This window comes from Methanothermobacter sp. (assembly GCF_030055435.1).
GTDB lineage: Archaea > Methanobacteriota > Methanobacteria > Methanobacteriales > Methanothermobacteraceae > Methanothermobacter.
The window spans coordinates 126,566-152,501 of the sequence record NZ_JASFYG010000004.1; the positions used below are offsets into that span (position 1 = coordinate 126,566).

Annotated in this window: 28 protein-coding genes, 10 tRNA genes and 1 other RNA gene; 16 read left to right on the plus strand and 23 right to left on the minus strand. The window is 47.7% G+C overall.

All coding sequences use genetic code 11. The features are described from left to right. The first annotated feature begins 91 nt into the window (after positions 1-91). Entirely contained in the window at positions 92-742 is a 651-nt protein-coding gene (locus QFX30_RS05800) for a TrkA family potassium uptake protein (protein WP_013296441.1), read from the plus strand. Between the two features lie 298 nt (positions 743-1,040). On the opposite strand, the gene QFX30_RS05805 is transcribed toward QFX30_RS05800, so the two are convergent. From QFX30_RS05805 to QFX30_RS05855, 11 genes are all read right to left on the minus strand, one after another. Further along, the gene (locus QFX30_RS05805) at positions 1,041-1,661 is read right to left on the minus strand and encodes an MBL fold metallo-hydrolase (protein WP_300489510.1); all 621 of its coding nucleotides are present in this window, start codon (positions 1,659-1,661) and stop codon (positions 1,041-1,043) included. 25 nt (positions 1,662-1,686) lie between these two features. Further along, a tRNA-Trp gene (locus tag QFX30_RS05810) sits at positions 1,687-1,828 on the minus strand. A 19-nt stretch (positions 1,829-1,847) separates the two neighbouring features. Beyond that, positions 1,848-1,919 (minus strand) — tRNA-Cys (locus QFX30_RS05815). Positions 1,920-1,965: 46 nt separating this feature from the next. Next, positions 1,966-2,376 (minus strand): Holliday junction resolvase Hjc, encoded by a 411-nt coding sequence (gene hjc, locus QFX30_RS05820; protein ID WP_300489512.1) that lies wholly within the window; start codon positions 2,374-2,376, stop codon positions 1,966-1,968. 9 nt (positions 2,377-2,385) lie between these two features. Next, positions 2,386-2,682 (minus strand): hypothetical protein, encoded by a 297-nt coding sequence (locus QFX30_RS05825; RefSeq protein ID WP_300489515.1) that lies wholly within the window; start codon positions 2,680-2,682, stop codon positions 2,386-2,388. A 222-nt stretch (positions 2,683-2,904) separates the two neighbouring features. After that, a tRNA-His gene (locus QFX30_RS05830) sits at positions 2,905-2,980 on the minus strand. Positions 2,981-2,998: 18 nt separating this feature from the next. After that, positions 2,999-3,082: transfer RNA gene (locus QFX30_RS05835), tRNA-Leu, on the minus strand. A 44-nt stretch (positions 3,083-3,126) separates the two neighbouring features. Beyond that, positions 3,127-3,201, minus strand: a tRNA-Glu gene (locus QFX30_RS05840). An 18-nt stretch (positions 3,202-3,219) separates the two neighbouring features. Continuing rightward, positions 3,220-3,293 (minus strand) — tRNA-Ile (locus QFX30_RS05845). A 4-nt stretch (positions 3,294-3,297) separates the two neighbouring features. After that, a tRNA-Asn gene (locus QFX30_RS05850) sits at positions 3,298-3,370 on the minus strand. 141 nt (positions 3,371-3,511) lie between these two features. Further along, positions 3,512-3,910 (minus strand): zinc ribbon domain-containing protein, encoded by a 399-nt coding sequence (locus tag QFX30_RS05855; RefSeq protein WP_300489780.1) that lies wholly within the window; start codon positions 3,908-3,910, stop codon positions 3,512-3,514. 78 nt (positions 3,911-3,988) lie between these two features. Here QFX30_RS05855 and QFX30_RS05860 point away from each other — a divergent pair, with 78 nt between their 5' ends. From QFX30_RS05860 to hisE, 5 genes are all read left to right on the plus strand, one after another. After that, entirely contained in the window at positions 3,989-4,990 is a 1,002-nt protein-coding gene (locus tag QFX30_RS05860; RefSeq protein WP_300489517.1) for a radical SAM protein, read from the plus strand. A gap of 78 nt (positions 4,991-5,068) precedes the next feature. After that, positions 5,069-6,418: an Asp-tRNA(Asn)/Glu-tRNA(Gln) amidotransferase subunit GatB gene (gene gatB / locus QFX30_RS05865; protein WP_300489520.1), complete on the plus strand. Its 1,350-nt coding sequence runs from the start codon at positions 5,069-5,071 to the stop codon at positions 6,416-6,418. Between the two features lie 5 nt (positions 6,419-6,423). Then, complete coding sequence (locus tag QFX30_RS05870) at positions 6,424-6,663, plus strand: DUF504 domain-containing protein (RefSeq protein ID WP_300489523.1); 240 nt, start codon at positions 6,424-6,426, stop codon at positions 6,661-6,663. A 1-nt stretch (position 6,664) separates the two neighbouring features. Further along, positions 6,665-7,474: a CBS domain-containing protein gene (locus tag QFX30_RS05875; RefSeq protein WP_300489526.1), complete on the plus strand. Its 810-nt coding sequence runs from the start codon at positions 6,665-6,667 to the stop codon at positions 7,472-7,474. Beyond that, positions 7,464-7,754, plus strand: a complete 291-nt coding sequence (gene hisE, locus QFX30_RS05880; protein WP_300489529.1) for a phosphoribosyl-ATP diphosphatase — start codon at positions 7,464-7,466, stop codon at positions 7,752-7,754. Before QFX30_RS05875 ends, hisE begins: the two co-directional genes overlap by 11 nt. A 17-nt stretch (positions 7,755-7,771) precedes the next feature. Here the strand turns inward: hisE and QFX30_RS05885 are convergent, their stop codons facing one another. After that, positions 7,772-8,341: an N-acetyltransferase gene (locus QFX30_RS05885; protein WP_300489531.1), complete on the minus strand. Its 570-nt coding sequence runs from the start codon at positions 8,339-8,341 to the stop codon at positions 7,772-7,774. Positions 8,342-8,663: 322 nt separating this feature from the next. Between QFX30_RS05885 and QFX30_RS05890 the strand changes: the two genes are divergently transcribed. Next, positions 8,664-8,984, plus strand: a complete 321-nt coding sequence (locus QFX30_RS05890) for a helix-turn-helix domain-containing protein (protein WP_300489534.1) — start codon at positions 8,664-8,666, stop codon at positions 8,982-8,984. On the opposite strand, the gene larB is transcribed toward QFX30_RS05890, so the two are convergent. Further along, a complete protein-coding gene (gene larB / locus QFX30_RS05895; RefSeq protein ID WP_300489783.1) occupies positions 8,985-9,731 on the minus strand; it encodes a nickel pincer cofactor biosynthesis protein LarB in 747 nt (248 codons plus the stop codon). A gap of 138 nt (positions 9,732-9,869) precedes the next feature. Between larB and hypF the strand changes: the two genes are divergently transcribed. Continuing rightward, positions 9,870-12,170 carry a carbamoyltransferase HypF gene (gene hypF, locus QFX30_RS05900; RefSeq protein ID WP_300489537.1) on the plus strand — a complete coding sequence of 767 codons (2,301 nt, stop codon included), beginning with the start codon at positions 9,870-9,872 and terminating at the stop codon, positions 12,168-12,170. A 100-nt stretch (positions 12,171-12,270) separates the two neighbouring features. Here hypF and QFX30_RS05905 read toward each other — a convergent pair whose 3' ends face one another. After that, the gene (locus tag QFX30_RS05905; RefSeq protein WP_300489541.1) at positions 12,271-12,774 is read right to left on the minus strand and encodes an ArsR family transcriptional regulator; all 504 of its coding nucleotides are present in this window, start codon (positions 12,772-12,774) and stop codon (positions 12,271-12,273) included. A gap of 114 nt (positions 12,775-12,888) precedes the next feature. Here QFX30_RS05905 and QFX30_RS05910 point away from each other — a divergent pair, with 114 nt between their 5' ends. From QFX30_RS05910 to dnaJ, 3 genes are all read left to right on the plus strand, one after another. After that, positions 12,889-13,413, plus strand: coding sequence for a nucleotide exchange factor GrpE (locus tag QFX30_RS05910; RefSeq protein ID WP_300489543.1), 525 nt, complete (start codon positions 12,889-12,891; stop codon positions 13,411-13,413). Between the two features lie 14 nt (positions 13,414-13,427). Further along, positions 13,428-15,269: a molecular chaperone DnaK gene (dnaK, locus tag QFX30_RS05915; RefSeq protein WP_300489546.1), complete on the plus strand. Its 1,842-nt coding sequence runs from the start codon at positions 13,428-13,430 to the stop codon at positions 15,267-15,269. Between the two features lie 80 nt (positions 15,270-15,349). Beyond that, positions 15,350-16,480, plus strand: coding sequence for a molecular chaperone DnaJ (gene dnaJ / locus QFX30_RS05920; protein ID WP_300489548.1), 1,131 nt, complete (start codon positions 15,350-15,352; stop codon positions 16,478-16,480). Between the two features lie 773 nt (positions 16,481-17,253). Here dnaJ and rnpB read toward each other — a convergent pair. The 4 genes from rnpB to QFX30_RS05940 form a co-directional block, all read right to left on the minus strand. Then, an RNA gene (gene rnpB, locus QFX30_RS05925) (RNase P RNA component) lies at positions 17,254-17,552 on the minus strand. Between the two features lie 30 nt (positions 17,553-17,582). Continuing rightward, a tRNA-Met gene (locus QFX30_RS05930) sits at positions 17,583-17,657 on the minus strand. Positions 17,658-17,748: 91 nt separating this feature from the next. Continuing rightward, on the minus strand, positions 17,749-18,213 hold the full coding sequence (locus QFX30_RS05935) for a hypothetical protein (protein ID WP_300489551.1): 465 nt from the start codon (positions 18,211-18,213) through the stop codon (positions 17,749-17,751). 15 nt (positions 18,214-18,228) lie between these two features. Continuing rightward, a complete protein-coding gene (locus tag QFX30_RS05940) occupies positions 18,229-18,642 on the minus strand; it encodes a hypothetical protein (RefSeq protein ID WP_300489554.1) in 414 nt (137 codons plus the stop codon). Between the two features lie 86 nt (positions 18,643-18,728). Here QFX30_RS05940 and map point away from each other — a divergent pair, with 86 nt between their 5' ends. Beyond that, on the plus strand, positions 18,729-19,619 hold the full coding sequence (gene map, locus QFX30_RS05945; RefSeq protein ID WP_300489557.1) for a type II methionyl aminopeptidase: 891 nt from the start codon (positions 18,729-18,731) through the stop codon (positions 19,617-19,619). 78 nt (positions 19,620-19,697) lie between these two features. On the opposite strand, the gene frhB is transcribed toward map, so the two are convergent. The 4 genes from frhB to frhA are packed head-to-tail and all read right to left on the minus strand — an operon-like array spanning position 19,698 to position 23,082. Then, positions 19,698-20,543, minus strand: a complete 846-nt coding sequence (gene frhB, locus QFX30_RS05950) for a coenzyme F420 hydrogenase subunit beta (RefSeq protein ID WP_300489560.1) — start codon at positions 20,541-20,543, stop codon at positions 19,698-19,700. 12 nt (positions 20,544-20,555) lie between these two features. Continuing rightward, complete coding sequence (frhG, locus tag QFX30_RS05955; RefSeq protein ID WP_300489563.1) at positions 20,556-21,383, minus strand: coenzyme F420 hydrogenase subunit gamma; 828 nt, start codon at positions 21,381-21,383, stop codon at positions 20,556-20,558. Further along, positions 21,380-21,856, minus strand: a complete 477-nt coding sequence (gene frhD / locus QFX30_RS05960; RefSeq protein ID WP_147671377.1) for a coenzyme F420-reducing hydrogenase, FrhD protein — start codon at positions 21,854-21,856, stop codon at positions 21,380-21,382. Before frhD ends, frhG begins: the two co-directional genes overlap by 4 nt. Before the next feature lie 8 nt (positions 21,857-21,864). Further along, positions 21,865-23,082 carry a coenzyme F420 hydrogenase subunit alpha gene (frhA, locus tag QFX30_RS05965; RefSeq protein ID WP_300489567.1) on the minus strand — a complete coding sequence of 406 codons (1,218 nt, stop codon included), beginning with the start codon at positions 23,080-23,082 and terminating at the stop codon, positions 21,865-21,867. A 240-nt stretch (positions 23,083-23,322) separates the two neighbouring features. On the opposite strand from frhA, the gene QFX30_RS05970 reads away from it, so the two are divergent. From QFX30_RS05970 to QFX30_RS05985, 4 genes are all read left to right on the plus strand, one after another. Next, complete coding sequence (locus QFX30_RS05970) at positions 23,323-23,763, plus strand: PepSY domain-containing protein (RefSeq protein ID WP_300489570.1); 441 nt, start codon at positions 23,323-23,325, stop codon at positions 23,761-23,763. After that, positions 23,763-24,473: a proteasome assembly chaperone family protein gene (locus QFX30_RS05975; RefSeq protein WP_300489573.1), complete on the plus strand. Its 711-nt coding sequence runs from the start codon at positions 23,763-23,765 to the stop codon at positions 24,471-24,473. The genes QFX30_RS05970 and QFX30_RS05975 overlap by 1 nt, the downstream gene beginning before the upstream one ends. 45 nt (positions 24,474-24,518) lie before the next feature. After that, positions 24,519-24,593 (plus strand) — tRNA-Arg (locus QFX30_RS05980). A 22-nt stretch (positions 24,594-24,615) separates the two neighbouring features. Then, positions 24,616-24,690: transfer RNA gene (locus QFX30_RS05985), tRNA-Arg, on the plus strand. 84 nt (positions 24,691-24,774) lie between these two features. Here the strand turns inward: QFX30_RS05985 and QFX30_RS05990 are convergent. Further along, positions 24,775-25,935 (minus strand): TIGR00375 family protein, encoded by a 1,161-nt coding sequence (locus tag QFX30_RS05990; RefSeq protein ID WP_300489577.1) that lies wholly within the window; start codon positions 25,933-25,935, stop codon positions 24,775-24,777. Between the last annotated feature and the right edge of the window lies 1 nt (position 25,936).

The window sequence follows — 25,936 nt, forward strand, 5'->3', positions numbered from 1 at the left end:
ACTGAAAAAACTTATTAATGATGACATTTAACACAAGTAAACACAAAGTAATGATTATATTCGTTCTGCCTGAAGTCTGAAAGGTGTGGATATGTATGTTGTTATAATGGGTGGAGGAAGAGTTGGTTTAACACTTGCAAATCTCCTCATATCCGATGGAAATGATGTAACTCTCATAGAAAATGATGAAACGCTCTGTGCCAATGCTGCAGTCGAGCTGGACGCCCTTGTGATTTGCGGTAACGGTACAGACATAAAAACCCTAGAGGAAGCCAACATAAATAATGCAGATGTCTTTGTTGCGGCCACAGGAAATGATGAGGCCAACCTCCTAAGCTGTATACTTGTAAGGGAGTACAATATACCAAAGATCATAGCAAGGGTCAGCAACCCGGACCACGAGGACGCCTTCAAGAAGGTGGGCATAGATCACGTTATAAGCCCAGAGAGGACAGCTGCAGGTTACCTTGAAAAGCTGATAACAAGGCCAAAGGTGGCTGACCTCATCGTCCTTGGACATGGGGATGCCGAGATCCTCGATATGGAGATAAAGAGCAGCAAAATTGTTGGAAAAAAGGTCAAGGATGTATCCCCAACTGAAAAGTATATCATTGTGGCCATATACAGTAACGGTGACCTCATCATCCCCCAGCCAGACATGGTCCTGGAAAGGGGAGCCAAGATATCTGTACTTGTGAAGACAGAGGCTGTGAATGAGGTTACAAAGAAATTCACAGGATAAACTCTCTCTCTCTTTCAGTCCTTTTTTTAAATGTTTTTTTACTGAGCCCATTTCACACAGATCTCTGAAGGCCTAATTCAGGAATTCAGAAGGATCAGAATAAGGGGGACTAAGTATTCCATGTAGGCAGGGTCCGTTTATTCGCTTTTGAAATATGATACAAGCTGTAAAAACAGGGTATCATGTGGGGTCTGCAGAGAATATTTCTGTCCAGTAATAAATAAGACCACGCAAAAAATCAGAGCGAGAAAGGCCATTTTATATAGAGGAAAAAATGGAAAACCCTCGATCAACCCATTTACCCTATTCCAAGAAGGGTCGCTGCCAGTTCCACATGCCTTGAACCGTTATCAACCCATGGGCCGTGACCAGGGAACAGGTACTCGATGTCGAGTTTCATAAGTTTTCTGATGGACTCTGCAAGTTCATTTATGTCTCCACCAACATCAACCCGACCGAATCCGCCATCAGCAAAAACCGTGTCCCCTGAGATAAGTGATCTGCCATCATAGAGGCATATGCAGCCTGGTGTGTGACCAGGGGTGTGGATAACCTCAAAGTCACCTATGAAGTCCCCATTCCCTAGTTCAACAGCCACTTCCATTGGTTCTATGGATGCAGAAAACATGTAGGCAACAGTTTTTGCATCGTCCCCATCCCTTAATGCATCTGCATCAAAACTGTGAATTGCTATATCTGCATCAAAGAGCTTGTTCCCACCTGTGTGGTCAAAGTGGCAGTGTGTATTCACTATATGTTTTATGCTGCCCGGCTCAACACCGGCCCCCTTCATCTTCCTCATGAGATTATCAGGGTTCATTCCGGTCCCCGTATCAACCACAGTGTCCCCGATGATGTAGGTGTTAGAATCAAAGAGTGCTCCTTCAATCGCTATTATATTATCGAATTTCTGTATCATAAAAGCTCCTCAGAAAAAGGGGTGATGGGGTCACTGGGATTTGAACCCAGATCCTAGGATTTCTCTTGTCTCAGTACTCCAATCGGTCATCATACTGTAGTCAGAGCGCGCATTTTCTTCAAAGACAACTGGAGTCCCAGATGATAGCCTGGTTACACCATGACCCCATTTGATAGAAATTATTGAAGCCAAGGGTGAGATTTGAACTCACGTATAATGGATCTGCAGTCCACCGCTTCGCCACTAAGCTACCTTGGCATAGTGTAACTAATATCAGAATTAGTATTTAAAGTTTTCGGTACCTTCATTTGAGTCGGGTCTGCCTTTCACGGCCCGTTATCTCATGTATATCCAGGCCTCTCGCAAGGGCAATATCGAGGTCAACCCTGTAATTTTCTGATGGTGTCATTTCAAGGTCTCCCGGTGAAAGAAAAATCCAGTCCCTGTACTTGAATTTTACTCCAATATATGGTTCTGCACCGAATATCTTTGAAAACTCCAGAAGACCCTTTATTTTCCCTGAATCAATGTATATGCGCTTACCTGATGTCATCTTGACCTCGATTGCAAGGTATATTTCTCCGTTTCCTGCAATGATATCAGGAAGAGGTTTTTTTGTGGCGCCTCCAGAGGCCGGTGCTCTCATGGCTGCAAAATTTTTTTCCCAGAGGAGCTTTACGAGGTCCCTCTCTCCGCGCGATCCATCCCTAACCATGAGGACACCTTAAATTAGGCTTTCAATTCTTTTTGCCCTGAATGTTCCCTTTCCACTGTCACTGAGCCAGTCAATCAGCGCATCCTTTACCATGACATTCTGGTCATGTAGAAGGATGTCAACGGTTAACCCTGACCTGTTAAACTTCTCATTAACGGGTATGAACCTTATGAATGTTCCTGTAAAGTGGTACCTTGTTTTAAGGAACCACTGTGTCAGGTATATGCCCTCCATAATCCCTATCTCTTCGCCCTCCATGATAACAGTGGCCCTGAATGAGGCGCAGGTCCTTTCAATACGTATCATACAATCAGCCGTGGTGTTCTGGAATACTCTATCAATGTGATCAGCAAGCGGTACTGAAAACTTCATCATAACATAATAAATAATTTTCCATCGATGATTAATAAACTCTGGTTTTCCATCGATGATTAATAAACTCTGGGGATCGGAGCGTGGCCACAGAGGCGCCTGAATTTCCTTTTCAATCTCACTGAGGGAGTTTTTCAGAAAAATGATTGATGAGAATGGGGCCGGGGCCGAGATTTGAACCCGAGTCGCGGGATCCACAGTCCCGAAGGATAACCACCTACCCCACCCCGGCATTTGGATTCTATCACAGTGCGGGGGCAGGGATTCGAACCCTGGTAGGCCTACGCCAACAGGTCCTAAGCCTGTCCCCTTTGGCCAGCTCGGGCACCCCCGCAGCAATGATGCTCAATATGAAGAATAATCATAAAAGGTAAGAAATGCTCCGGCCGGGATTTGAACCCGAGTCTTCGGCTCGAAAGGCCGAAATGATTGGCCGGACTACACTACCGGAGCCTCTGATTACCGATTAAGTGGGCCCAATGGGATTCGAACCCATGGCCGCCCGGTTATGAGCCGGGCGCTCTACCTGGCTAAGCTATGGGCCCATGACGCCGCCGACAGGGCTCGAACCTGTGACCAATCGGTTAACAGCCGAACGCTCTACCTACTGAGCTACGGCGGCACCTGCCAAGTACAAGTCCTTGCTTGCAACCAACCAGTGGTTTGTGGTGCACATCCCAAGGCGTACAATTAGATTTATACCCATCATATATAAAGTTTTCGTTTTAGCGCCGGTTCTGCAGACAACCTAGAATGATGGTAATTATATGGTGAATAATGCTGACGTTGCAGCCGCCACCACAAGAGCCACGAGTAAAATCATCAGTGACTGGGACTTTCTCCTGGAGGAGGAAAGCACATAGATTACAGATACCAGAAGGGCTGCCATAGCACCCATAAATCCAAATATTCTGCCAAGGATCACCATGAGGATCACAAGCACCAGTGCGCCGCGCAGGGCTGTATCCCATTCGAAACCCTCCTTTCTGGCATCGCTGAACTCTTTCCTCTGAAGCTCCCTTTTAACTGAGGTTTCCCTGAAATCTCCAGACATGAACCTGGATTTGAGTGGTTTTTCCTCAAGGAGGGTTCCGCAGTTCCTGCAGAACCTCGAGCTCTCCCTGTTCCTTTCACCACAGCTGGGGCAGTAAACCATATCCATCAGCCTCAATGTATCAACATCAAAGCTTATCTCAACGAAAGTTTATAAAGGTATTCTGCAGAGCAGAGAGTGTCATATATGAATGTTATAGAATCACTGAAGGAAATGGATATACTCAAATTGATGAACAGGGCCAGTGAAATCACCCTCAAACATCATGGGGATATAATAACACTGGAAAGGGCGGTTTTTCTCTCATGGTGGTGTGAAAGGGGGGACTGTGCCTTCTGCTATATGAGCACACAGAAGCCGCGTATAAGGGAACCATCAAAGGCCAGAAGAAACGTCAAAGCCATACTGGCAGAGGCCGAAATATGCAGGAGACTGGGGTGGAACATAGAGTTCCTATCAGGAGGCTATGGTTCATTCTCCCCTGAGGAGATAAAGGAGATCGCAGAGAGGATAAGGGATATAACAGGATCCCCTGTCTGGCTGAACACAGGTATAACCACCGATCTTGAAATATACGGTGATGAGGTGGCTGGTATAACAGGAGCGCTGGAGGTGGCAAACCCTGATCTTCAGAGGAAACTGTGCCCCAGCAAACCCAAGGAGGACATAGCTGAGATGCTTGAGGTAGCCAGGGACCTGGGATTCAGGAGGGGTATCACCATAATACTGGGACTCGGTGAGACACCCGATGACCTCAGATACCTCTTCGAATTTATAGAGGATCTTGAAATAAACCGTGTAACCTTCTATGCCCTCAACCCCCATGAGGGAACGGTATTTGAGAATCAGCCCCAGCCCGCCACCCTCTATTATGCAGGAACAGTTGCCGCCACAAGGATAGAGTTCCCTGACCTGGAGATCATCACAGGGACCTGGATGGATAACTTGGGAAGCATAGGTCCACTAGTCCTCAGCGGGGCCAACGGGATAACCAAATTCCCCCTTTTCAAGATGTTCGGGACCTCCTACGGAAAGCGTGTTGAGGAGGAGGTTAGGTGGGCCGGGAGGAAGCTTGCAGGTACATTCACAGATGTTGAGAGACTCAGAAGGGGTAGGTCCTACCCTGAAATTGACCCCTTCATAGAGAGGTATGTTAACGGATGTCTGAAAAATCTTAAATTGCTTTAAGTTGATGATAAATATAATCTGATATGCTTTCCATCACCTTGAACCATGTTACCATGAAAAGGAGGAATAACCATTAAGATGAAATGTGGTCTTGAAATTCATGTTCAGCTTGACACCAGATCAAAGCTATTCTGCAGATGCCCGACAGATTACCAGGACGCCCCCCCAAACACAAACATATGCCCGGTGTGCCTCAACCAGCCAGGGGCAAAACCCCATCCACCAAACAGAAGAGCCCTTGAGGGGGCTCTGAAAATCGCCCTCATGCTTGACTGCAGAATAAACCCTGAGATCACATACTTCATGCGTAAGCACTACAACTACCCGGATCTCCCATCAGGTTACCAGAGGACATCCATACCCGTTGGACTTGAGGGGGAGCTCAACGGCGTCAGGATCAGAGAGGTGCACATAGAGGAGGACCCCGGTCAGTATAAACCGGACCACGGTGTGGTTGACTTCAACAGATCAGGCATCCCCCTCATTGAAATTGTTACAGAGCCAGACATTAGGTCACCCGAGGAGGCCAGAAACTTCCTCAGGGAACTCATAAGGGTGCTGGAATACAGTGGCTGTGCCCGTGGTGAGGGCACAATGAGGGCCGACGTCAACATATCCCTGGAGGGGGGCCGCAGGGTTGAGATAAAGAACATAAACTCAATAAAGGGTGCCTACAAGGCCCTTAAGTTTGAGATGGTGAGGCAGAAGAACCTCCTCAAGAGGGGTGTTGAGGTCAAACAGGAAACACGTGCATTTCTTGAATCCCAGATGATAACCGTTTCCATGAGGCTCAAGGAGGAGGCAGAGGACTACAGATACATACCCGATCCCGACCTCCCTCCTATGCGCTTTGAGGGTGAACTGCTGGATGGTATCAGAGACATAATACCTGAGGCACCCCATCTTAAGGTGAAACGATTCATGGAGGAATACGGTTTAAGGGAGGAGGATGCAAGGGTGCTGACCTCAGAACTGGAACTTGCAGATGCCTTTGAGGAGGTTGCAGCATCCATAGACCCGGAGTTCGCTGCCCTCTGGATGAGAGACGAGCTCAAAAGGGTGCTCTACTACAACAAGGTGAGCTTTGCAGAAAGCGGTATAACACCCGAGAACATTGTGGAACTCCTTGAGATGATACAGAATAGGGAGGTAACCACCAAGGCCGCCAAAAAGATCATAGAGGAGATGCCATTTAACAAAAGGAGCCCCCGGGAGATAGCCACCGAAATGGGACTCATAGGAATCATAGATGAATCCCGGGTCATAGAGGCCGTTGAGCAGGCCATAAGGGAAAACCCTCAGGCGGTCCAGGACTACCATGATGGCAAGAAGGCTGCCATAAACTTCCTGGTTGGGCAGGTGATGAGGATCACGAGGGGAAAGGCAGAGCCTGAACGGACAGTTGAACTGATAAAGGAAAGGATCTGAGGTTTATGGCCAAGAACGTCCTGGATCTTCTTATGTGGCATCCTAAATGGGACATTAAAAAGTGCAGGATAAGCTACATCCACAGGGGGGCTCAGAGAAACCTCAAAACAGTTCAGGGGTCAGATATTGAAAGGCTCGAAAGGGGCTTCCTTGTGCTGAGTAACGGTGCGTGGATACCCTACCATCGTGTGGTTAAAATAGTCTGCGATAATAGTTTCATCTGGAAAAAACATGAGAAGGGATAGGATGAGCAATAAGGCACTTGTGAAGGATTACATGACCCGGGACGTTATAACTGTCTCCTCAGACACTTCAACAGCTGAAATCATTAAGCTCATGAAGGAAACAGGTCATGATGGGTTCCCGGTCAAGGATAACGGTACCGTGATTGGGATGGTGACTGCCTTTGACCTCCTCATAAAACCATGGGTCAAAAAGGTATCAGAGATTATGTCAAGGGATGTGGTTGTTGCAGACCAGGATATGTCCCTCAATGACGCTGCAAGGGTAATGTTCAGGATGGGGATCTCCAGACTGCCAGTCATAGATAAGGAAGGTAAACTTGTGGGTATAATAACAAACACTGACATCGTGAGATCCCACATTGAACGTTCCACCCCCATGAAGGTTAACTACTTCAAGAAGACACTGGAACAGCTCTATGGTGTCAAGCCTGAAGTTAAACAGATGAAGGTCCCAATCGAAAAGCTGCGGCCCACCCAGAGCAAGGTATACGCCGATGAACTGCAGGGAAGAACCTATGAAATTAAAAGGGGTCTTGCAGAGCCCACAATAGTTGTGAAGACAGGTGACAGGTATGTCCTGGTCGATGGTCACCACAGGACCCTAGCATCCTACAGGCTGGGCTGCAAGGAGATAGACTCATATGTCATCGATATCAAGAAGGACATGAAGCTGGGTATGGAGAAGACAGCAGACCTCAACGGTGTTTATACTCTGGAAGACATTGAGGTTATAGATGACGCCCAGCACCCCCTGATTGCGATAACAACCAGCATGAGAAAGGCTATGGCAGGTAAGAAGAATGGTGGATGAGAGAATTTTAAGGGAAATCTACGCTGTACTTGAGGACCGTCGCGATAACCCTGTGGACTCCTACACCTCCAGACTCATGAGGGATGATGAGAAAAGGGCTGAGGATAAGATACTTGAGAAGATCGGTGAGGAGGCAGCAGAGGTGATCATAGCCTCAAAGAATAATGAGCGCCTCGTGGAGGAGTCTGCTGACCTGATATTCCACACACTTCTACTCCTTGTATACAAGGGGATTCCCTTTGAGAGCCTGCTTGAGGAGTTCGCTGCAAGAAGAAAATAACTAACAATAGAGTTACCTCAGTGAAGTGGTAGTTCCATCTGGTGGAATTCTCTTTTTAAAATTTTTATCTCCTTTTTACCTGTGAATCTGAATCCAAACTTACTGTAAAGGTTCACTGCAGGGATGTTTGTGGGGGATACGTCCAGTGTAAGCCTATCAAGACCCCTATCCTCTGCAATCATCTGGGCCTCCTGCAGGAGCCTGAAACCAACACCCTGCCCCCTCGCCTCAGGTGCGACAGCAAGGGATGCTATGTAGAGGTCACCATCCTCAACCTGCTGGGTACTCATAGAGTCAATGAGGTCCATCATCATGACCCTCAGGGCATCTATGGGTCCCAGCATTCTGAATAAATCAATAACTCCAGATTCACTGCCTTCAAGGTCATAGGCCAGAACACCAAGAACCTCTCCTTCACTGGCTGCCATGATTATTCTCTCAGGGTCCCAGCAGACACCATTCCTTAGAAGTTTTTCCAGTATATCCTCAGGGTTTTTGAAAAAGAGGTCAAAGAGTTGCCGGTCAGTCTCATAGATGAGCCTTCCTACAGTGCCCGAGAATCGGGGTTCGAACTGAACAATATCCATAGGACCATCTTCATTGAATAGTTATTGATTTCCTGGACATGAGTACTTTACAATTAGAAATAATAAAAAGATGGGGGCGCTGTGAAAAAATGGGGGTAGTTAAAAAAATAATTACTGCTCTGCGTCGAGCATTTCGCCGTATTCAATCTCTATCTGGCAGCCCTTGGGGCCACAGCAGAAGTGCTGCAGATCAAAGTTCACAAGCATGATTTCACCTCTCAACCTTCTTTACTATAATAAAGTAACTTAAAGTATTTAAATGATGTACTTACATAAACTGTATATACACACATAAAGTATACTGGATTACACGGATGATACCATGGATGATGACGACTACATATGCTCTGTTGAGGCAGCCATTAATGAAATAGGGGGTAAATGGAAGTCCCTTGTCCTCTGCGCCCTCAAGGATGGTAAGCTCCGCTTCAGTGAGATAAACCGGAAGATACCCCGGATAACACAGAGGATGCTCACCAAGACCCTCCGTGAACTTGAGGCAAACGGCCTCATAAACCGCATTGTATACCCGGAGGTGCCCCCGAGGGTTGAGTACTCCCTCACTGAAAAGGGAAAGTCAGTCATACCCATCCTCGACGAGCTCTGTGAATGGGGCAAGAGGTATGGTACACACGAAAAATGATCAATCACCTGCAAAGGCCCTCAGTATTTTGACCGCAAGTACAGCGGCCCCGAAACCGTTATCTATATTGACAACCCCTATACCCGGGGAGCAAGACTGTAGCATGGAGTTGAGTGCCGTAAAACCGCCCTCACCGACCCCGTAACCAACTGATGCTGGAACACCTATAACCGGCACATCAACAAGGCCCGCGACCACAGAGGGAAGCGCCCCCTCCATGCCAGCCACAACAATCAGCACCTTAACATCTGATTCAAGCATGTCCTGCAGTGGTTCAAGGAGCCGGTGGATGCCAGCAACCCCAACATCATATGCAGTGAGAACCTCACAGCCAGACTCCTCTGCAACCACCCTTGCCTCCTCTGCAACGGGTATATCTGATGTTCCCCCAGAAAGTATGCCTATCCTCCCCAGCCTTTCAGGTTTCCCTGACCTCACAGCAAGCACCCTGGCCGTTTCATGGTAATCGGCGGTGTAATCATCTCCAGGATCCAACCCATCCATGATCCTCTCAGCCCTTTCAGGGGAGAGCCTTGTTACAATAACGTCTCCAACAGTTTTTATAATGTTAATTATATCCTCATCACTTTTTCCAGGTGCAAATACCGCCTCAGGAAAACCTGTTCTTTTCTCACGCAGTATATCAAACCTGACCCTATCCAGTTTAAGCTGGGCCGATTCAATCGCCCTTTCTGCCTCCTCAACCGAGATTTCGCCCTTTAGGAGTTTCCTTAAAATCGATCTCACTGACATCACTACCTAATTTATAAGTTCATGAATATAATCTTAGCATGATGCACTGAACTGTCATCTGTATAAATTCATGAATAATCCTAGGAATTATACACTGAACTGTCGTCTGTGAAAATCCTTAAAGGAGATAGAATGTACCGTGCCCAGCTCACTGTTGAGGGAATAGTGCAGGGGGTTGGCTTCAGGCCAGCCGTCTACAGGCTTGCACATGAACTCGGACTTAAAGGATACGTCAGGAACATGGGAAACCTGGTTGAAATTGTCCTTGAAGGAGATGAAAATAGAATAAAAGGATTTATACAGCGTCTTAAGGCAGAAAAACCTCCCCTTTCAAGGATAACCAGGATAAACAATGAGATGACCGCCATCGACAGTCCATCCTTCACCGATTTCAGTATAAAGGAGAGCTCATCAAAGTCATCAGGGACATCTGTGATACCTGCAGACGTTGCAACCTGCAGCAGGTGCCTTGAGGAGATAATGGATGAGAATAACAGGCGTTACCTCTACCCCTTCACCGCATGTACAGACTGCGGACCCAGGTTCACCGTCATTGAATCCATTCCCTATGACCGTGAGAGGACCAGTATGCGTGAATTCCCCCTCTGCAGCTCCTGCATGGAGGAGTACCTCAACCCCCTCGACAGGAGGTACCATGCAGAGGCAACATGCTGCCCGGTATGCGGTCCCCGGCCATTTCTGTGGCGTGAAGATGTTATTGAAACAGATAACCCCCTGAAAATGGCTGCAGAACTTCTTGATGAGGGTGAAATACTCGCGGTTAAGGGTATAGGGGGCACTCACCTGGTCTGCCGGGCAGACGATGAGGATGCCGTGATGAAACTTCGCTCAAGGCTTGGAAGGCCCAGTCAGCCATTCGCCTGCATGTCCCCTGATGTTCCCTCAGTGAAGGTCTATGCATGCATATCTGAAGCAGAGGAGAAGGCCCTAACCTCCAGGCGAAGGCCAATAGTGGTCCTGAATAAAAACAGTGACTACCCCCTCGCCACCTCAGTTGCACCGGGCCTCCACAACATAGGGGTCATGTTACCCTACTCTGGAATACACCACGTCCTCTTCAGGTACACCAAGGCACCCGCCTATGTCATGACCTCAGCCAATAAACCAGGGGACCCCATGTTCATCAGGAACAGTGAGATACTCAGGGGCCTTGAGGGTATAGCCGATTACTTCCTTCTCCATGACCGTAAAATCATAAACCGCTGCGATGACTCTGTTGTCCGCTTCAGGGGTGGGGAGATGGCCTTCATAAGGCGGTCCAGGGGTTACGCACCTGAACCCTATGACCTCACGCATCTATCAGAGAATCTATCGGCCCTCTGCCTTGGACCGGAAATTGATGTGACCTTCTCTGTCCTTAAGGGGGGCCAGTGCTATGTATCACAGCACATAGGCAACACATCAAGGTATGACACCCTCCTATTCCTCAAGGAGGCGGTGAATTACCTCATGGGTATAACCGGCACAGAATCCGTGGATGTCATAGCCTGCGACCTACACCCCCAGTTCCTGACAACCTCCTATGCAGAGGAACTCTCTGAGAGTTTCTCTGCGGACATCCTGAGGGTCCAGCACCACCATGCCCATGCCCTGGCACTCATGCTCGATAATGGTGTTGGTGAGTGCGTGTGTATAGCCGCAGATGGTGTTGGCTACGGTGCAGATGGCACTTCATGGGGTGGTGAGATCCTCCACTGCCAAGGCCCCGAATATTCAAGGGTTGGGAGCCTCATGCCACAGAAGATGCCTGGAGGCGACCTTGCAACAAGGTACCCTGCAAGGATGCTGCTCTCAATGCTCCTGGACAGCTACGAGGGGGACATCCGTGAACTTTTCATTGAAAGGTACCTGGATTACTTCCCCCACGGTGAAAGGGAGATTGATGTTGTATTAAAGCAGATTGAAAGTGGACTCAACACAGGCGTGAGCAGCAGTATGGGCAGAGTCCTTGATGCAATTTCAGCAGCCCTCAGAATATGCGGAAGGAGAAGCTATGAGGGCGAATGTGCCATGAAACTTGAATCAGCTGCCTTCAGGGCTAAAGGGAAACTCAGAATACCCTTCAGAATCATTAGGAGGGATAAGAGGTACATCCTTGATACATCGGGCATACTCATGGATGTGATGGATCTTCTGGAATCCGGTGAGAACAGAGCAGAGATAGCCAATGCAGCCCAGCGAGCCGTTGCAGAGGGACTTGCAGAGATAGCTGTCCTTGCAGCTGAGGATCTCGGAGTTGAGGTTATAGGGGGAACGGGTGGTGTTTTCTACAATGAGGCCATAAGCCTTGTGGTGAGTGATTACGTTAAAGAGAGGGGCTACAGTTTCATTCAGCACAGAAATTCATGTGCAGGTGATGGTTCGGTGTCCCTTGGGCAGGCAGTTGCAGCTGCCCTCGAATACAGGAAATAACACATTCCTAGATTTTAGTAACCATAAGAACCTCTAATGTGTGATAAACTCCTTATATGGGCTTAAATATATGCAAAAACCCGACTTCTCCTCATGGAAACTAATCCATCTTTCTTTTCATCTCTGCTTCGCGGAGGAGGTCCTCAGCACGTTTTTTGAGATGATCGTAGAGCCTTATGAGGTTTTTTAACTCCTCAATGGCCTCCCACTGACCTTTATTTATCTTATTTTCAAGTTTAAGCAGTCTGGACCACTCGTCGCCTGGGGGGAGCTGTTTCCTCTGGAGGAGATCATCCACCACATCCACCCTGAAGTTGTTCCTGTTTATGGTTATGGTGATGTGGATGTCCCTTGATATATCATAATATTTACGGGGTCTTCCCCTCTCTATCTTCCTGAAGAAAGAGCTTAAAATCCCTGCCTCCTCCATTGCCCTAAGGTGCTCTATTATGGCCTTCTGACCAATATCCAGTTCCTTTGATATTTCACTGACAAATCTGGGCTCCTCACGGAGTAGGTTTATGATCTCCCTCCTGGTCTTACAGCCCATAACATCAAGTATAACTTCCATGTTTTGCTCTTCGGTGGATTTTTCTCTCATCATGATATGGTATGTCGAAAGGTTTATATAACCTTTTGTAAGTATAATAGCTATAAGTTATATGTAACCTCTGGTAACTTTAATTTCTGTAAAAATGTAAAAATGAAAGGTGAAGCAATGTGCGAAGAGAAAAAAACTGATTCTAAACCCGCTGATAACTGTGAAGATGAGCTTAATAAACTTAAAAAAAGACTGGAAGAACTGGAAAATGAACTCTCAGTTAAAGAAGAGGAACTCAGCGAATACGTCTCACACCTCCAGAGACTCCAGGCCGACTTTGAAAACTACAAAAAACAGAAGGAAAAACAGGAGATGGAGCTCATAAAAAATGCAAATGAGAAACTCATACTGAACCTTCTTGACGTATACGAGGACCTTGAAAGGGCCCTTGAAAACCAGGAGAATGATGGGGACGGCCTGGAGGTCATCTACAGGAAATTTAGGGACACCCTCAGGAAGGAAGGTCTGCGTGAGATACCCGCAGAGGGTGAGAAATTCGATCCATTCCTCCACGAGGCAGTTATGGTTGAGAACCATGATGAATATGATGATGGAATCATAATAGAGGAATTATCAAGGGGTTACAGACTCAACGACAGGATAATAAAACATTCAATCGTCAAGGTATGTAAGAAAAGCTGATTTGAGGTGATCATGTGGCAAAAAAAGAAAAAATTCTAGGTATTGACCTTGGAACAAGTAACTCTGCAGCAGCAGTACTTATAGGTGGAAAGCCAACCATCATACCCAGTGCAGAGGGAGCATCACAGTACGGTAAATCCTTCCCAAGTTGCGTTGCATTCACAGAGGACGGCCAGATGCTTGTGGGTGAACCTGCAAGGCGCCAGGCAGTCACAAACCCTGAGAATACCATAACAGCCATAAAAAGAAGTATGGGTACAAACAGAAAGGTGAAGGTCCAGGGTAAGGAGTACACACCACAGGAGATATCAGCATTCATCCTCCAGAAGATAAAGAAGGACGCAGAGGCCTTCCTGGGTGAGGAGATAAAGAAGGCCGTCATCACAGTACCCGCATACTTCGATGACAACCAGAGGACAGCCACCAAGGACGCGGGTACCATAGCAGGGCTTGAAGTTGTAAGACTCGTCAACGAGCCAACAGCAGCAAGCCTCGCCTACGGCCTTGACAAGGAAGACGAGGACATGGTCATCATGGTCTTTGACCTCGGTGGAGGTACACTGGACGTTACAATCATGGAATTTGGTGGGGGAGTCTTTGAGGTTAGATCAACCAGCGGTGACACCCAGCTGGGTGGAACCGACATGGACAACGCAATAATGAACTACCTTGCCGAGGAATTCAAGAAGGAGACCGGCATAGACCTCATGGAGGACGACCAGGCAGTCCAGAGATTGAGGGAGGCTGCTGAGAAGGCCAAGATAGAACTTTCAACAACCCTCACAACCGAGGTGAACCTCCCCTACATAACAGTGGCCAAGGACGGACCAAAACACCTCATAAAGACCATCACAAGGGCAAAGCTGGAGGAACTGGTTGATCCGATCGTTCAGAGATGTGCAGGGCCAATGGAACAGGCTCTGAAAGATGCTAATATGACCAAGGAGGACGTGGATAAAATAATATTGGTAGGTGGACCCACAAGGATGCCCATAGTCCAGAAATTCGTTGAGGACTTCATAGGAAAACCTGTAGAGAGGGGAATAGACCCCATGGAGTGTGTTGCCATGGGTGCAGCCATACAGGGTGGTGTCCTTGCAGGTGAGATAAAGGACCTTGTACTGCTTGACGTGACACCACTGTCCCTGGGTATAGAAACCCTTGGAGGAGTCTTCACCAAGCTTATAGAAAGGAACACCACGATACCCACAAGGAAGAGTCAGATATTCTCAACAGCGGCAGACAACCAGACCTCTGTGGACATACACGTCCTTCAGGGTGAGAGGCCCATGGCCGCAGATAACACAAGCCTTGGAAGGTTCCAGCTGGTGGGAATACCCCCAGCTCCACGTGGAGTGCCCCAGATAGAGGTAACCTTCGATATAGACGCAAACGGTATACTGAACGTATCAGCAAAGGACCTTGGAACAGGTAAGGAACAGGCCATAACAATAACAGCACCCAACAAACTCTCAGAGGAGGAGATAAAACAGAAGATAGAGGAGGCAAAAAAACACGCCGAGGAGGACAGGAGAAAACAGGAGGAAATAGAGATAAGGAACAACGCCGATTCAATGATCTACACCGCCGAGAAGACCCTCAATGAACTTGGAGATAAGGTGCCATCAGATAAGAAGGAGGCGGTTGAAAAACAGGTCAGTGAACTGAGGGAACTAATAGCAGGTGACGATGTCCAGGCCATCAAATCAAAGACCGAGGAACTCACAAAGACAGTCCAGGAAATCGGGGCAGTTATATACCAGCAGGCTGCCCAGCAGCAGGCAGAGAATACCGCATCACAGGGTGAAAACCAGGGTGACGACACCATAGATGCTGACTTCGAGGTCAAGAACTGAGGCCTACCCTACCTTTTTATTTTCTGATGTGCAATTATTTTTAGCTGATCACTTCCAGATTCTATACCAGGTGAAAATCAATGGCTAAGCGTGACTACTATGAGGTTCTCGGTGTGGATAGGGGTGCCGATAAGAAGGAGATAAAGAAGGCCTACCGGAGGCTTGCAAGGAAGTACCACCCCGACGTCAGCGACGACCCTGATGCGGCCGAAAAGTTCAAGGAGATAAGTGAGGCCTACGCGGTCCTCTCTGATGATGAGAAGAGGAGAAGGTACGACCAGTTCGGCCATGCAGGTATGGAGGGCTTCAGTCAGGAGGATATATTCAACAACATAAACTTTGAGGACATATTCAGCGGCCTGGGATTTGATATAGGGAACATCTTCGACATGTTCGGTTTCGGTGGGGGAAGGAGGCAGGGCCCCCAGAGAGGCGCTGACCTCACCTACACCCTTGAGATAAGTCTTGAGGATGCCTACAGTGGCCTTGAAACAGATATAAGGGTCCCACACACAAAGAAGTGTCCGGTGTGTCATGGGAGCAGGGCCGAGCCAGGTACAGGTACAAGGACCTGCTCCACCTGTGGGGGCAGTGGGCAGGTGCGGCAAGTGCGTAACACCCTCCTCGGCCAGATGATGAACATAACTACATGCCCTGACTGTCAGGGGGAGGGAAGCATTGTTGAAAAGCCCTGCAGCAACTGTAACGGTAAGGGAGTTGTCAGAAAAACCAGCACAATCCAAGTGAAGGTTCCCCCAGGCGTTGAGACAGGATCCAGGCTCAGGATCCCCGGTGAGGGGGAGATGGGTCTTCATGGTGGAGAACCAGGGGACCTCTACGTGGTTATCAAGGTCAAACCCCACAGTATCTTCAGGAGGGAGGGGGCAAACCTCTACACAGAGAAGCCGATAAGTTTCGTACAGGCCGCCCTGGGTGACACCGTGGAGGTTCCAACCCTCGACAGGCCAGTGCAATTGAAGATACCTGCAGGAACCCAGAGTGGGACAACCTTCCGCGTCAAGGGGCACGGGATGCCCCACCTAAAGTGGAATGGGTACGGAAACCTCTACGTGAAGGTCAAGGTTGTAACACCAAGAAAGCTGAGCCCAAGGCAGAAGGAACTCCTCAGGGAATTTGCAAGTATCAGTGGGGATGAGATCCACGAGGATAAGGGATTCTTTGATAAGGTCAAGGATGCCATAATCCACTAGCTACCATCCCCCACCTCATCTAAGTTTAAGGATACAATAATCCGCCAAAGTTCTGTTTTACCATTTTTAAGCTTTTACTGATGATCACAGGGTGAAAATCAGACGATAGAATGCTCCTTTTTAGTACATTAAGGACTAAACTGCAGATATTCTAATTTTAAGGAAAATAGCAGCAGATTTCAGGGAATGATCAAATGAAAAAGAGTTATTTTTCTGATTCTCGGTATTCTTGCTGGTTTCGTTGTGGGTTACTGTGTGCGTGAGCTCCTTACAGAGGGTGTCTCTCTCCCATCCGGTGGGGATAATCATCCTCAACCCTTAACCGGTGCTGAAGCTGCGAAATATAGGTAAGAGTGCAGTACACTTGAACTTTCCACTTAAGGGGATGAGCCATATGCCCTCAACGGTAAAAGGTTCTGGGTTGAGGGAAAAGTTTATAAAAAGGGTGAATCATACGGTATCAGGCCACAGGGGACCCTTATTGCCCTCAAGACCAACACCACGCCAGATTAGATACTCCTAAGCTACGCCGGAATAACCTCAATAAAAGTGGAGACCAAATAAGGGCCTACGGCGAATACTTCTACCTGCAGAGGACACAACCATGCTCAAATAATGAACTTCCCATGATAAAGTTATCTACATTGAGAAAATAAGATTTAAAGGTCCTGAAAGATGTGAAATTCACCGAACTTCCTTCTAACAGTAGCTCCAGTAAATTCAACAGGTAACGCACTTGAAGGGTATCTTGCCGGGCTGAATATTGATAAAGGGCATGCCGGGAGTAACCCACCTTCTGTTTCGGCAGCATTCATCTAGGCGGACTACCTCTGCCTCCTACAGTAATCACAGGCAGTATTTGTCCTTGCATCCCGCGGAATGGCCGTTTCACCGATCCTCCTGGTGTCAGTCTGCTCCTTAATTGTGAAGCTTCATTATCATCCACCAGAAGACGTGTCGTTTCTGTTCCAGGGTCCAGCCTCTCAGCTGATGCCTCACGGCACCGCGGTTCTGTATGATGGGTGGAGTTTCCTCAGCCCAAAAATGGGCCGTCAGCTGCCCTCCGGCTTGCCCGATAGATGAACATGAAAATAAAAACTGATAGCGGGGCCTAGATTTGAACTAGGGATCTCGGGGTTATGAGCCCCGCGGGATCACCAGACTACCCCACCCCGCTAAACATTAGATTTGTTATTTTAATATATAAAGATTTTGGTGAGGTCTGGTTTACTTCTCAAACTTTAATAATAGGATTTTTTTGAGGCTGGTTATTCTTCCTCCTTCTCCTCAAGCTTCCTGAGCCTCCTGTCAAGGGACTCAAGCTTCTTGTTGGTGTAACCCCTGTACTCGTTGAAGCGGTGCTCCAGTTCTTCTATGTTCCTTGATACCAGTTCAAGTCTCTTCTCAAGGTCAGATATATCGTCCTTGGTGGCCAGTGACCAGTCCTCTATGAGTTCATCGCTCTTCTCGTTAAGGAATGCGTCTATCTTGTTTGAGATGACATCAGTGCTTATGGGAACCTCCCTTACCTTGCCCATGATCCTGTCACTGACATCTGAAACCTTCTCTCCAACACCTGCCATGTAACCTTCCCTCCCTTCACCTGGTTTTTCAAAGGCACCGTAAACTCTCGTCACCGGTGCAATGTTTCCTGATTCTATCAGGTAGTAGTATATTAGGACAATTATGGCCCCTGCAAGTATCAGGATTGCAAGAAGCTCCACCGGTCCCACATTAAAACCTCCAGTTCATTTTTTAAGTTTTGCATTGAGTTCTGCTTCCTTCTTCTCAATATCCTTCAGCATCCTCTCCAGTTTCCTGAGCTCTGTTCTTGCCTCAAGGAGTGCAAGTCTCTCACTTATCTCACTTTGAAGATAACCCACTTCATGCATTATCTCAGACGTGTTCTTCCGTATGGCAGCCAGTTTCTCCTGCTTGTCCTTTGGGAGAGGTATGGTTGTCTCCATCAGTCGCTTTGCCTGCAGGTCATTCTCAACAAGGGATATCTTTTTAAGTTCGATCTGCTTTTCAAGAAGCTGTATGTCATTCTGGGATTCTCTCACCCTCCTCCACTGTATAGCCACAACGATGACTGTCACAAATGCGAGGATGGATATTATAAGCCACAGAATGTTTTGAGGTATTGTTGCGGTGCTCGCCATATAGTTCCCCCTTGAAGTATTATCTGCTGGAAATGATATATAGCTACTTATTTAAATAAATATCAGAACTCAGTTAAGTGGTAACGATGATCGAATCATACTTGAAGGCAGGTAAAATTGTATCAGAGGTTCGAAAAGAAGCTTCAGAGATCATAAGGGATGGTTTGCCAGTAATAGAACTCGTGAATTACGTTGAGAATGGTATCAGAAGCAGGGGCGGTGAACCGGCATTCCCCTGCAATGTATCCATCAATGAGGTCACCGCACACTACACCTCCCCTCCGGGTGACGAAAGCACAATATCAGAGGGTGACCTTGTTAAGCTTGATCTCGGGGCCCATGTGGATGGTTTCATAGCCGACACAGCCATCACCGTCCCTGTGGGTGATGTGGATGATAGGTGCTACAGGATGATGGACGCTGCAAGGGAGGCCCTTGAGAATGCGATCTCCACCATAAGGGCTGGTGTTGAGGTTGGTGAGGTTGGTCGCGTTATCCAGGAGACGATAGAGTCCCATGGTATGAAGCCAGTGTCAAACCTTACAGGTCACAGCATGGACAGGTGGATACTCCACTCAGGCCTTTCAATACCAAACATAAGGGAGAACAATCCACATGAACTTGAGGAAGGGGATGTGCTTGCAATTGAGCCCTTTGCAACCGATGGTGTGGGACTTGTTACAGACATGCCTCATACCTACATATTCAGATTCCTCCGTGAAAGACCCCTTCGACTTGTCCATGCAAGGAGGGTCCTCGGTAAGATAAGGGAGGAGTACCATTCCCTTCCATTTGCACAGAGATGGCTTGAGGAGTACTTTGAACCAAAAAGGCTCAGCGCCTCCATGAGGCTCCTGATACAGTCAAGGGCCATCTACCCCTACCATGTGCTTCGGGAAAAGAGCGGTGCCACGGTGGCACAGTGGGAGCATACGGTCATTGTTGAGGGTGATGGGTGCACCGTGATAACAGAATAGAAAAAGAGTTGATGGGATTAGAATGGTGTTGGTAATCCCATCTCCTTCCTCAGAATAAAAGAAAAACATTTGATGGGATTAGAATGGTGTTGGTAATCCCATCTCCTTCCTTGCGGCGATGTTCTTCTCTGCTTTTTCCTTTTTCTGTGCAGAAAGTTTTTCAAGCAGCCCCAGGCCAGGTTTAACTTCCTCTATTGGTTTTGTCTCAAATAGGCCCGCTTCAACTGCCTGCTTGAATATTGAGTCCCCTGCGTCTGTCCTGGTTATAACGGTGGACCATCCATCGGGTGATCCCACTGAACCTGTTGAGATGTCTGCAAGTTCAGCGACGTAGTCCTTACAGATTTTGCATCCTGCCTGCTCGTATCCATGGGTCTCCTTGAGGGGGAGTGTGAGGACATCATCCTGGGTGTATACCCAGAACTTCCCTTTACCTATATCCATTTTCTCAACGAGTTCCATGCTTATTCCAAGTTTCTCGCATATGAAGGTCTGGAGCGATGTGTACGGGAAGTTCTCCATGCAGTATATACCCACCAGAAGCTTTATCTTATCTGCAAGGAACCTGACACCAAATGGGTAGGTCTGCATTTTCCTTATACCCATTGTCTGGCAGGGTATGGCAACTGTACCGAGTTTCTCTATACCGTACTGCCTCACGGCCTTCTTGAGCATCATCACGTTGGGCGAGAATGTGTACTTGGTACCGGCTGCTGCCTTGAGTTCATCTGAGGTCATGGCAACCATTGGCTGTGGTTTCCAGAAGTCCTCGCCTGGACCTGCAACAACTGCACCCTCAATGATACCCTCATCAAGGGCGTAAGCTAGAAGACCTGTGACTATTCCTCCATCCTGGGCCAGTTTCTGAATCTCTCGGTCAGTTGATCTGGCGGAAACAATTTCCTTGTAAGTACCTAAAACCATTTTTCCAGCCTCCTATAGCCCTAACTCCTTTTTGATCTGCTCTTCTGGCCACCAGCTTCTTGGGCACTGTACATAGCAGATTCCACATTTCACGCAGCGGTCAGTGTTCAGTTCCGGTCTTCCATTGGTCATGTCAAGGGCCCTTGTCTGGCAAGCCATTGCACATGTTCCGCACCCAATGCATAGACCCTGGTTAACCACCTTTGTCTGAAGGTCGCATCCGCATGCTTCGGTGTAGCCTGCAAGATCCAGCATTGGCTGCAGGTAATCCATATCATTGTTGATAAGTGCAACAACGGTCTTTGCTATTATTTCAGGTGATGGTGGGCATCCTGGAAGTGCAAGGTCCACATCTATGAGGTCTGCTATCGGTACAAAGGACTCGTGTGATGGCTGTGCCTGCTGGCCACCCCTTGAGTACCTTGTGAAGCAGCCTGTTGCTGCGCATGAACCGAATGCACAGACCAGTTTAGCCTTCTCCCTGAGTTCCCTGAGTTCGTGCAGGCTGTGCTCGTCCTGCAGACAGACGGAACCCTCCACAAGGGCCAGGTCCATCTCTGGCATCTCCCAGAGATCCACCAGGGTCTGTCCATATACTATGTCCACCATATTGGTGAGCAGTTCTGCGAGAATGTCATAATTTTCTGTTAACGACATGGCGTCTCCGGTACATCCACTCAGGTGAATGTAACCTATTCTTGGTTTTGCATTTTCTTCAGCCACTTTTTCAACCTCCTCTTTTGAAGCTCCAACAGGTTCCGATTTTTCCTTTTCAGGTTCTTCCCTCTTAGCTTCAGCCTCCAATCCTAAAAATCTTTTGATTCGGGCGATTAAACTCATTTAGAAACCCCAATCTCCTCTAAGATCATCTGAATGGCTCTGGGAATAGCCTTCTTTACCGGGGGTGTGAGGCCCATTTCCACATTGGGAGCTGATATCTCCTCGGGTTTACACCCAATTACCACAACGTCAATTTTTTCACTGAGTTCATGGAGGGGCTGGCTCACTGGCCATGTGTGCATATTCTCATAGGATCCCTTTGGAATTTCAGTTACCTCGAATTTTCTGAGGGTTCCAGGTTCCGCATTGAATTCAACAACGTCCACAACTATCATCTTCTTCCACTGTTCATGTGGCAGTGAGAAGACAAAGTGTGGACCGCCAGTTCCAGCGTCTATGAACATTACATTTTCTGGTTTTTCCTTATCCTTGAAGTATTCTTCAAGGGCCTTGATAACCTCTGGGCCGAATCCATCGTCCTTGAAAAGGATGTTTCCACAGCCCACCACTAGAATCTCAGCGTCGTATGGCATGTTATTCCCTAGATTCTAACCATTTCGTCCTTAATCACTGATTTGTCCTCATCATCAACAACCATCACGTGTGTTGCGCATGAGAGACATGGGTCATATGCACGTATAACGTGTGGTCCGTATTCATGGTGGAATCCTTCAGTTGCTGGGCCCATTGTTGGGATGTTCCAGGTTGTTGGGACAAGTGCGCTGTAGAACTGTATCTTGCCGTTCTCAACCTTGGCCATGTGCACGTCAAGTCCCCTTGGACCCTCTATTGCACCTATACCAAGTTTACCTGTACCTCTCTCATCGAAGTCTGCCCTTACAGGTGCTGATGTGTCAAGTTCATCCAGTATTTCTATTGCCCTTGAGAGTGCAGTTTTCATCTCAAGTGCCCTTGCAACGTGCTGTGCAACAACGCCCCTTTCCTTGAAGCCCTGGAATTCAACCATCCTTGCCCTTGGGCCGACCTCCACGTTTCTTCCATCGTAGAGTGGTATTGTTGAGCAGGCCCTCTTGGCTATTTCGGGGTCATCATACCAGCTTTCTGGCATTACCTCTGTGAACCTGTCAAGGTCGAATTTTGTCCTGTCGCCATAGAGCTGGTGGCTTGCGAGTGTGGGCTGGTTGTGGACACCAAGGCCCTCTGGAAGGCCCTTGTCCTCGATGAGGCCAATCATCAACTCAACGTGTTCGTTTAGTTTAGGTTTGAGCTGTTTGAGCCTTGCGTAGAGCCTTTTTCTTGCGAGTTCTGTTATGTTGTCGGCCATTCCACCTATCCTAATATCTGATGGGTGGATACCCTCACCTGCAACCATGTCAACTACGTACTGTGCGTTTTTTCTTATCTCGGAGATTGAGTTTATGGCATCAACCATCATGTTTTCAGGTACGAAGTCAGGTGCTATGAGGAAATGGTGGATCGCATGGCTGTTTACGTGGTGTGCGGCCAGTGTGAGTTCCCTGAGGAGTCTTCCTGCCTTTGGAACCTCAATGTCAAGGGAGTCGTCTATTGCCTCAACTGAAGCCAGTGTGTGGGGTATGGGGCACACTCCACATATCCTCTGGACAATGACTGGAGCTGTTTCAGGTGCTTTACCTGTCACTATTTTCTCAAGACCCCTTACAGGAGTAATACTGAAGTATCGCCCCTTTGTCACGATTCCTTCATCATCGACTTCCATGACAAGTTCTGCATGTCCCTCCTGTCGTGATGTCGGCGATATAACAATCCTTTCGCTCAAATGTATCACCTCTTGTTTTTAAAGTTCAAAAAACCTTCAATATTATAACTATTTTTAAATGTTATAAGTTTTTCAATTATAAAAAAAGTGAAAACTATTTATATTATGGTGGAAGTGAGTTATTATTAGTAGAAAATCTACTTTATAATATTAATTTTTTATTCAGTAATACTGAATATTTATTTATATATGTATCCACATAGTCCATATGTGTTGTCAAATACACGAGAAGGTGAGTTGATGATAAACTCCAAAATCCTAGTATCAGTGGCAATAGTCCTGATAATCGGAGCTCTTGCAGCAGGTTATCAGGTGAGTCAGAATTCCGAAACACTGTGGAAGTTCACCAACCCCCACGGTAGTCAGGGCCAAGCGCCACAGCAGGGTGAGTCAAGCGTCCACAGTGAATCACCCTCAACCACATCATCTCAGGGTGGCAGTGATTCAGCTTCAGGTGGGGCTTCAGATATGAATGTGAAGATATCATCTTCAGAGGCAAGGAACATCGCACAGAAGTATATAAAACAGGAGGGTGCCACTGCAGGAACCCCAAGGCTTGTCAAATTAAACGGCAAAATGGTTTACATTGTGCCAGTGGAAATGAATGGTAAAGCCATTGGGGAGATCTACATTGACCCCATCACAGGAGAAAATCTTGGAGGGGCTGGTGGTGCGCCATGATGATAAAAACAGAAACTGAATGCTGTACAATTTATGCAGAAGATGTTGAGGATGCCGTTGTCCTTGAGGGCTCCCCCGGTGTGGGATTGATAGGTAACATCCTGGGATGGTTACTTGTTGAGGACCTCAAAATGAAGGAGATAGGGTACATTGACTCCAAGTACTTCCCTCCCCTCGCTGTTCTTTATAAGGGGGTCGCAATACACCCCTTCAGGATATATGAAGGGGATGGAATAGTCCTCTTCCTATCGGATTTCATCCTTCCGCCTGCAGTGGTCTATGATATGACAAATGCAATTGTAGACTGGATGACCCGCAACAACAGCAGGGAACTCATAACCTTCAACAGCATGGTTGTCCGTGAAAAATCACAGCCAGTTGCAGGTGCAGGTAACAGCCAGGAGGTCATCCAGAGACTCGCAGATCTGGGAATACCCATAGTCCCCTTCGGTAACCTCAACGGTATTTCAGGAACACTACTTACAAGGTGTGCTGTTAAGGATATACCAGCCTCATGCCTCTTTGCAGAGATACTAAACCCCTACCCTGATCCCAGGGCCGCTGCAAGTGTTGTTGAGGTTCTAAATGAGATGCTAGGCACCAATGTTAACCCCGACCCACTCCTACAGGAGGCCCAGGCCATAGAGTCACGCCTCAAGAAGCTTGCAGAGACAGTTCAGGGGGAGGCAGAAACACCCATATACATGTAAAAGTTTATATATGAAAAGATCCAATATCTTTTTACTCTTTTGGTAGGGCCCGTAGCCTAGCCAGGATAGGGCGTCGGACTTCTAATCCGAAGGTCCCGGGTTCAAATCCCGGCGGGTCCGCTAAAAACAGGTGAGTACGGAGGGGCCCGTAGCCTAGCCAGGATAGGGCATCAGACTCCTAATCTGAAGGTCCCGGGTTCAAATCCCGGCGGGTCCGCTCACATTTTCCACTCTGATTTTAAGGTTTGATTATAAAGTTATTCTTTAAATGAAAAAGAGTCATTTATTTTCTTTGATTATACTACCTGAAGTATGCGTCAAGTGTCTCGGCAGGGAACCTTATCTCACCGTATTTACCCCCGCCGCCGGGTATAACGGTGAGTGAACCATTCCTAAAGGCCTCAACTGCCACCGCAACACTGGCATCGATTCTTCCAATATCCTCAATGGGAACGCTAAGAAGAACATCGATCTCTGTCCCGAACTCCCCCACAAGACCCTCCCAGATACCCTGCACGAACTTTGTTGTGACACCCTTACCATACTTCATTCCTATGATCTCTGCAAGGGGCATTATATGGACATAAGGCGGCCTGTGGGGGGGATGGTGTGGCTCATCCCAGGTTGAAAGTTCATAGATCCTGTAGTCAACACCCTTCTTGATCCTGCCGCCGCATGGGCATTTCATCTTCATCTGGAGTGCCTCTTCAGGGCTGTAAATCCTGTAGCACCTTGTACAGGCGGTCATGTGATACTTTCCAAGGCGGGGATCCAGGCCATAGTTTGCCCTGATCCTGCACTTCCTGATCGACCTTTTGAGGGATGTGAAGGATATGTCATCCATTTCAAACTGGTTGAACTCCCTCCCGAGCCTGTGTGGCCAGGGTGAGTGGGCATCTGAATTTGTGAGGAAGGGTATATCTGCAAGTTCAGATATCTTATCGGCCATTTCAGTGTCCGCAGAGAGCCCCAGTTCAAGGAAATCCGGTCGCTTCCCGTAGCAATCCATGTAGCTATCATATGATTTGTACATGCTGGTCCAGGGGGTGAAGGCATGTGCAGGACCAGCGATACCATCGTATTCATGTACCATTTCAAGTATCTGGGCCCCGTTCATCCGCACTCTAGGCCTGCCATCTGAGCTGCCGGTTGAGGGCATCCTCTCCCCCATCTCCTCTGCAGCCTCCAGGGACGGGAGTATTATGAGGTGATGAATTCTCCTCGAGTCCTCAACCTCTGCGGTTATTATGAAGCTGCACTCATCCCGCAGATACACACCATCCCCTGCGTATTCAGTAGATTCCTCAATGATTTTCCTCCAGCCAGGGTGGAATGCGTCCCCTGTTCCCACTATATGGAGGCCCTTGAGCTTTGCCTGGGGTGCTATTGCCTCAATGACCATGTTGCGGGATGTTGCCCTTGAAAAACAGCTGTGTATATGTAGATCGGCATTTAAAATCATT

Excerpts from the sequence above, each read along its gene's own strand:
- hisE (WP_300489529.1), top strand. The coding sequence starts at position 7,464 with ATGGTGGATGAGAGAATTTTAAGGGAAATCTACGCTGTACTTGAGGAC.
- QFX30_RS05825 (WP_300489515.1), bottom strand. The coding sequence starts at position 2,682 with ATGATACGTATTGAAAGGACCTGCGCCTCATTCAGGGCCACTGTTATC.
- QFX30_RS05885 (WP_300489531.1), bottom strand. The coding sequence starts at position 8,341 with ATGGATATTGTTCAGTTCGAACCCCGATTCTCGGGCACTGTAGGAAGG.
- QFX30_RS05875 (WP_300489526.1), top strand. The coding sequence starts at position 6,665 with ATGAGCAATAAGGCACTTGTGAAGGATTACATGACCCGGGACGTTATA.
- frhD (WP_147671377.1), bottom strand. The coding sequence starts at position 21,856 with ATGCCATACGACGCTGAGATTCTAGTGGTGGGCTGTGGAAACATCCTT.
- QFX30_RS05805 (WP_300489510.1), bottom strand. The coding sequence starts at position 1,661 with ATGATACAGAAATTCGATAATATAATAGCGATTGAAGGAGCACTCTTT.
- QFX30_RS05855 (WP_300489780.1), bottom strand. The coding sequence starts at position 3,910 with ATGGATATGGTTTACTGCCCCAGCTGTGGTGAAAGGAACAGGGAGAGC.
- frhB (WP_300489560.1), bottom strand. The coding sequence starts at position 20,543 with ATGGTTTTAGGTACTTACAAGGAAATTGTTTCCGCCAGATCAACTGAC.
- QFX30_RS05905 (WP_300489541.1), bottom strand. The coding sequence starts at position 12,774 with ATGATGAGAGAAAAATCCACCGAAGAGCAAAACATGGAAGTTATACTT.
- map (WP_300489557.1), top strand. The coding sequence starts at position 18,729 with ATGATCGAATCATACTTGAAGGCAGGTAAAATTGTATCAGAGGTTCGA.
- QFX30_RS05975 (WP_300489573.1), top strand. The coding sequence starts at position 23,763 with ATGATAAAAACAGAAACTGAATGCTGTACAATTTATGCAGAAGATGTT.
- gatB (WP_300489520.1), top strand. The coding sequence starts at position 5,069 with ATGAAATGTGGTCTTGAAATTCATGTTCAGCTTGACACCAGATCAAAG.
- hypF (WP_300489537.1), top strand. The coding sequence starts at position 9,870 with ATGTACCGTGCCCAGCTCACTGTTGAGGGAATAGTGCAGGGGGTTGGC.
- QFX30_RS05910 (WP_300489543.1), top strand. The coding sequence starts at position 12,889 with ATGTGCGAAGAGAAAAAAACTGATTCTAAACCCGCTGATAACTGTGAA.
- QFX30_RS05990 (WP_300489577.1), bottom strand. The coding sequence starts at position 25,935 with ATGATTTTAAATGCCGATCTACATATACACAGCTGTTTTTCAAGGGCA.
- hjc (WP_300489512.1), bottom strand. The coding sequence starts at position 2,376 with ATGGTTAGGGATGGATCGCGCGGAGAGAGGGACCTCGTAAAGCTCCTC.
- dnaJ (WP_300489548.1), top strand. The coding sequence starts at position 15,350 with ATGGCTAAGCGTGACTACTATGAGGTTCTCGGTGTGGATAGGGGTGCC.
- QFX30_RS05860 (WP_300489517.1), top strand. The coding sequence starts at position 3,989 with ATGAATGTTATAGAATCACTGAAGGAAATGGATATACTCAAATTGATG.
- QFX30_RS05870 (WP_300489523.1), top strand. The coding sequence starts at position 6,424 with ATGGCCAAGAACGTCCTGGATCTTCTTATGTGGCATCCTAAATGGGAC.
- QFX30_RS05940 (WP_300489554.1), bottom strand. The coding sequence starts at position 18,642 with ATGGCGAGCACCGCAACAATACCTCAAAACATTCTGTGGCTTATAATA.
- QFX30_RS05800 (WP_013296441.1), top strand. The coding sequence starts at position 92 with ATGTATGTTGTTATAATGGGTGGAGGAAGAGTTGGTTTAACACTTGCA.
- frhG (WP_300489563.1), bottom strand. The coding sequence starts at position 21,383 with ATGAGTTTAATCGCCCGAATCAAAAGATTTTTAGGATTGGAGGCTGAA.
- QFX30_RS05890 (WP_300489534.1), top strand. The coding sequence starts at position 8,664 with ATGGATGATGACGACTACATATGCTCTGTTGAGGCAGCCATTAATGAA.
- QFX30_RS05970 (WP_300489570.1), top strand. The coding sequence starts at position 23,323 with ATGATAAACTCCAAAATCCTAGTATCAGTGGCAATAGTCCTGATAATC.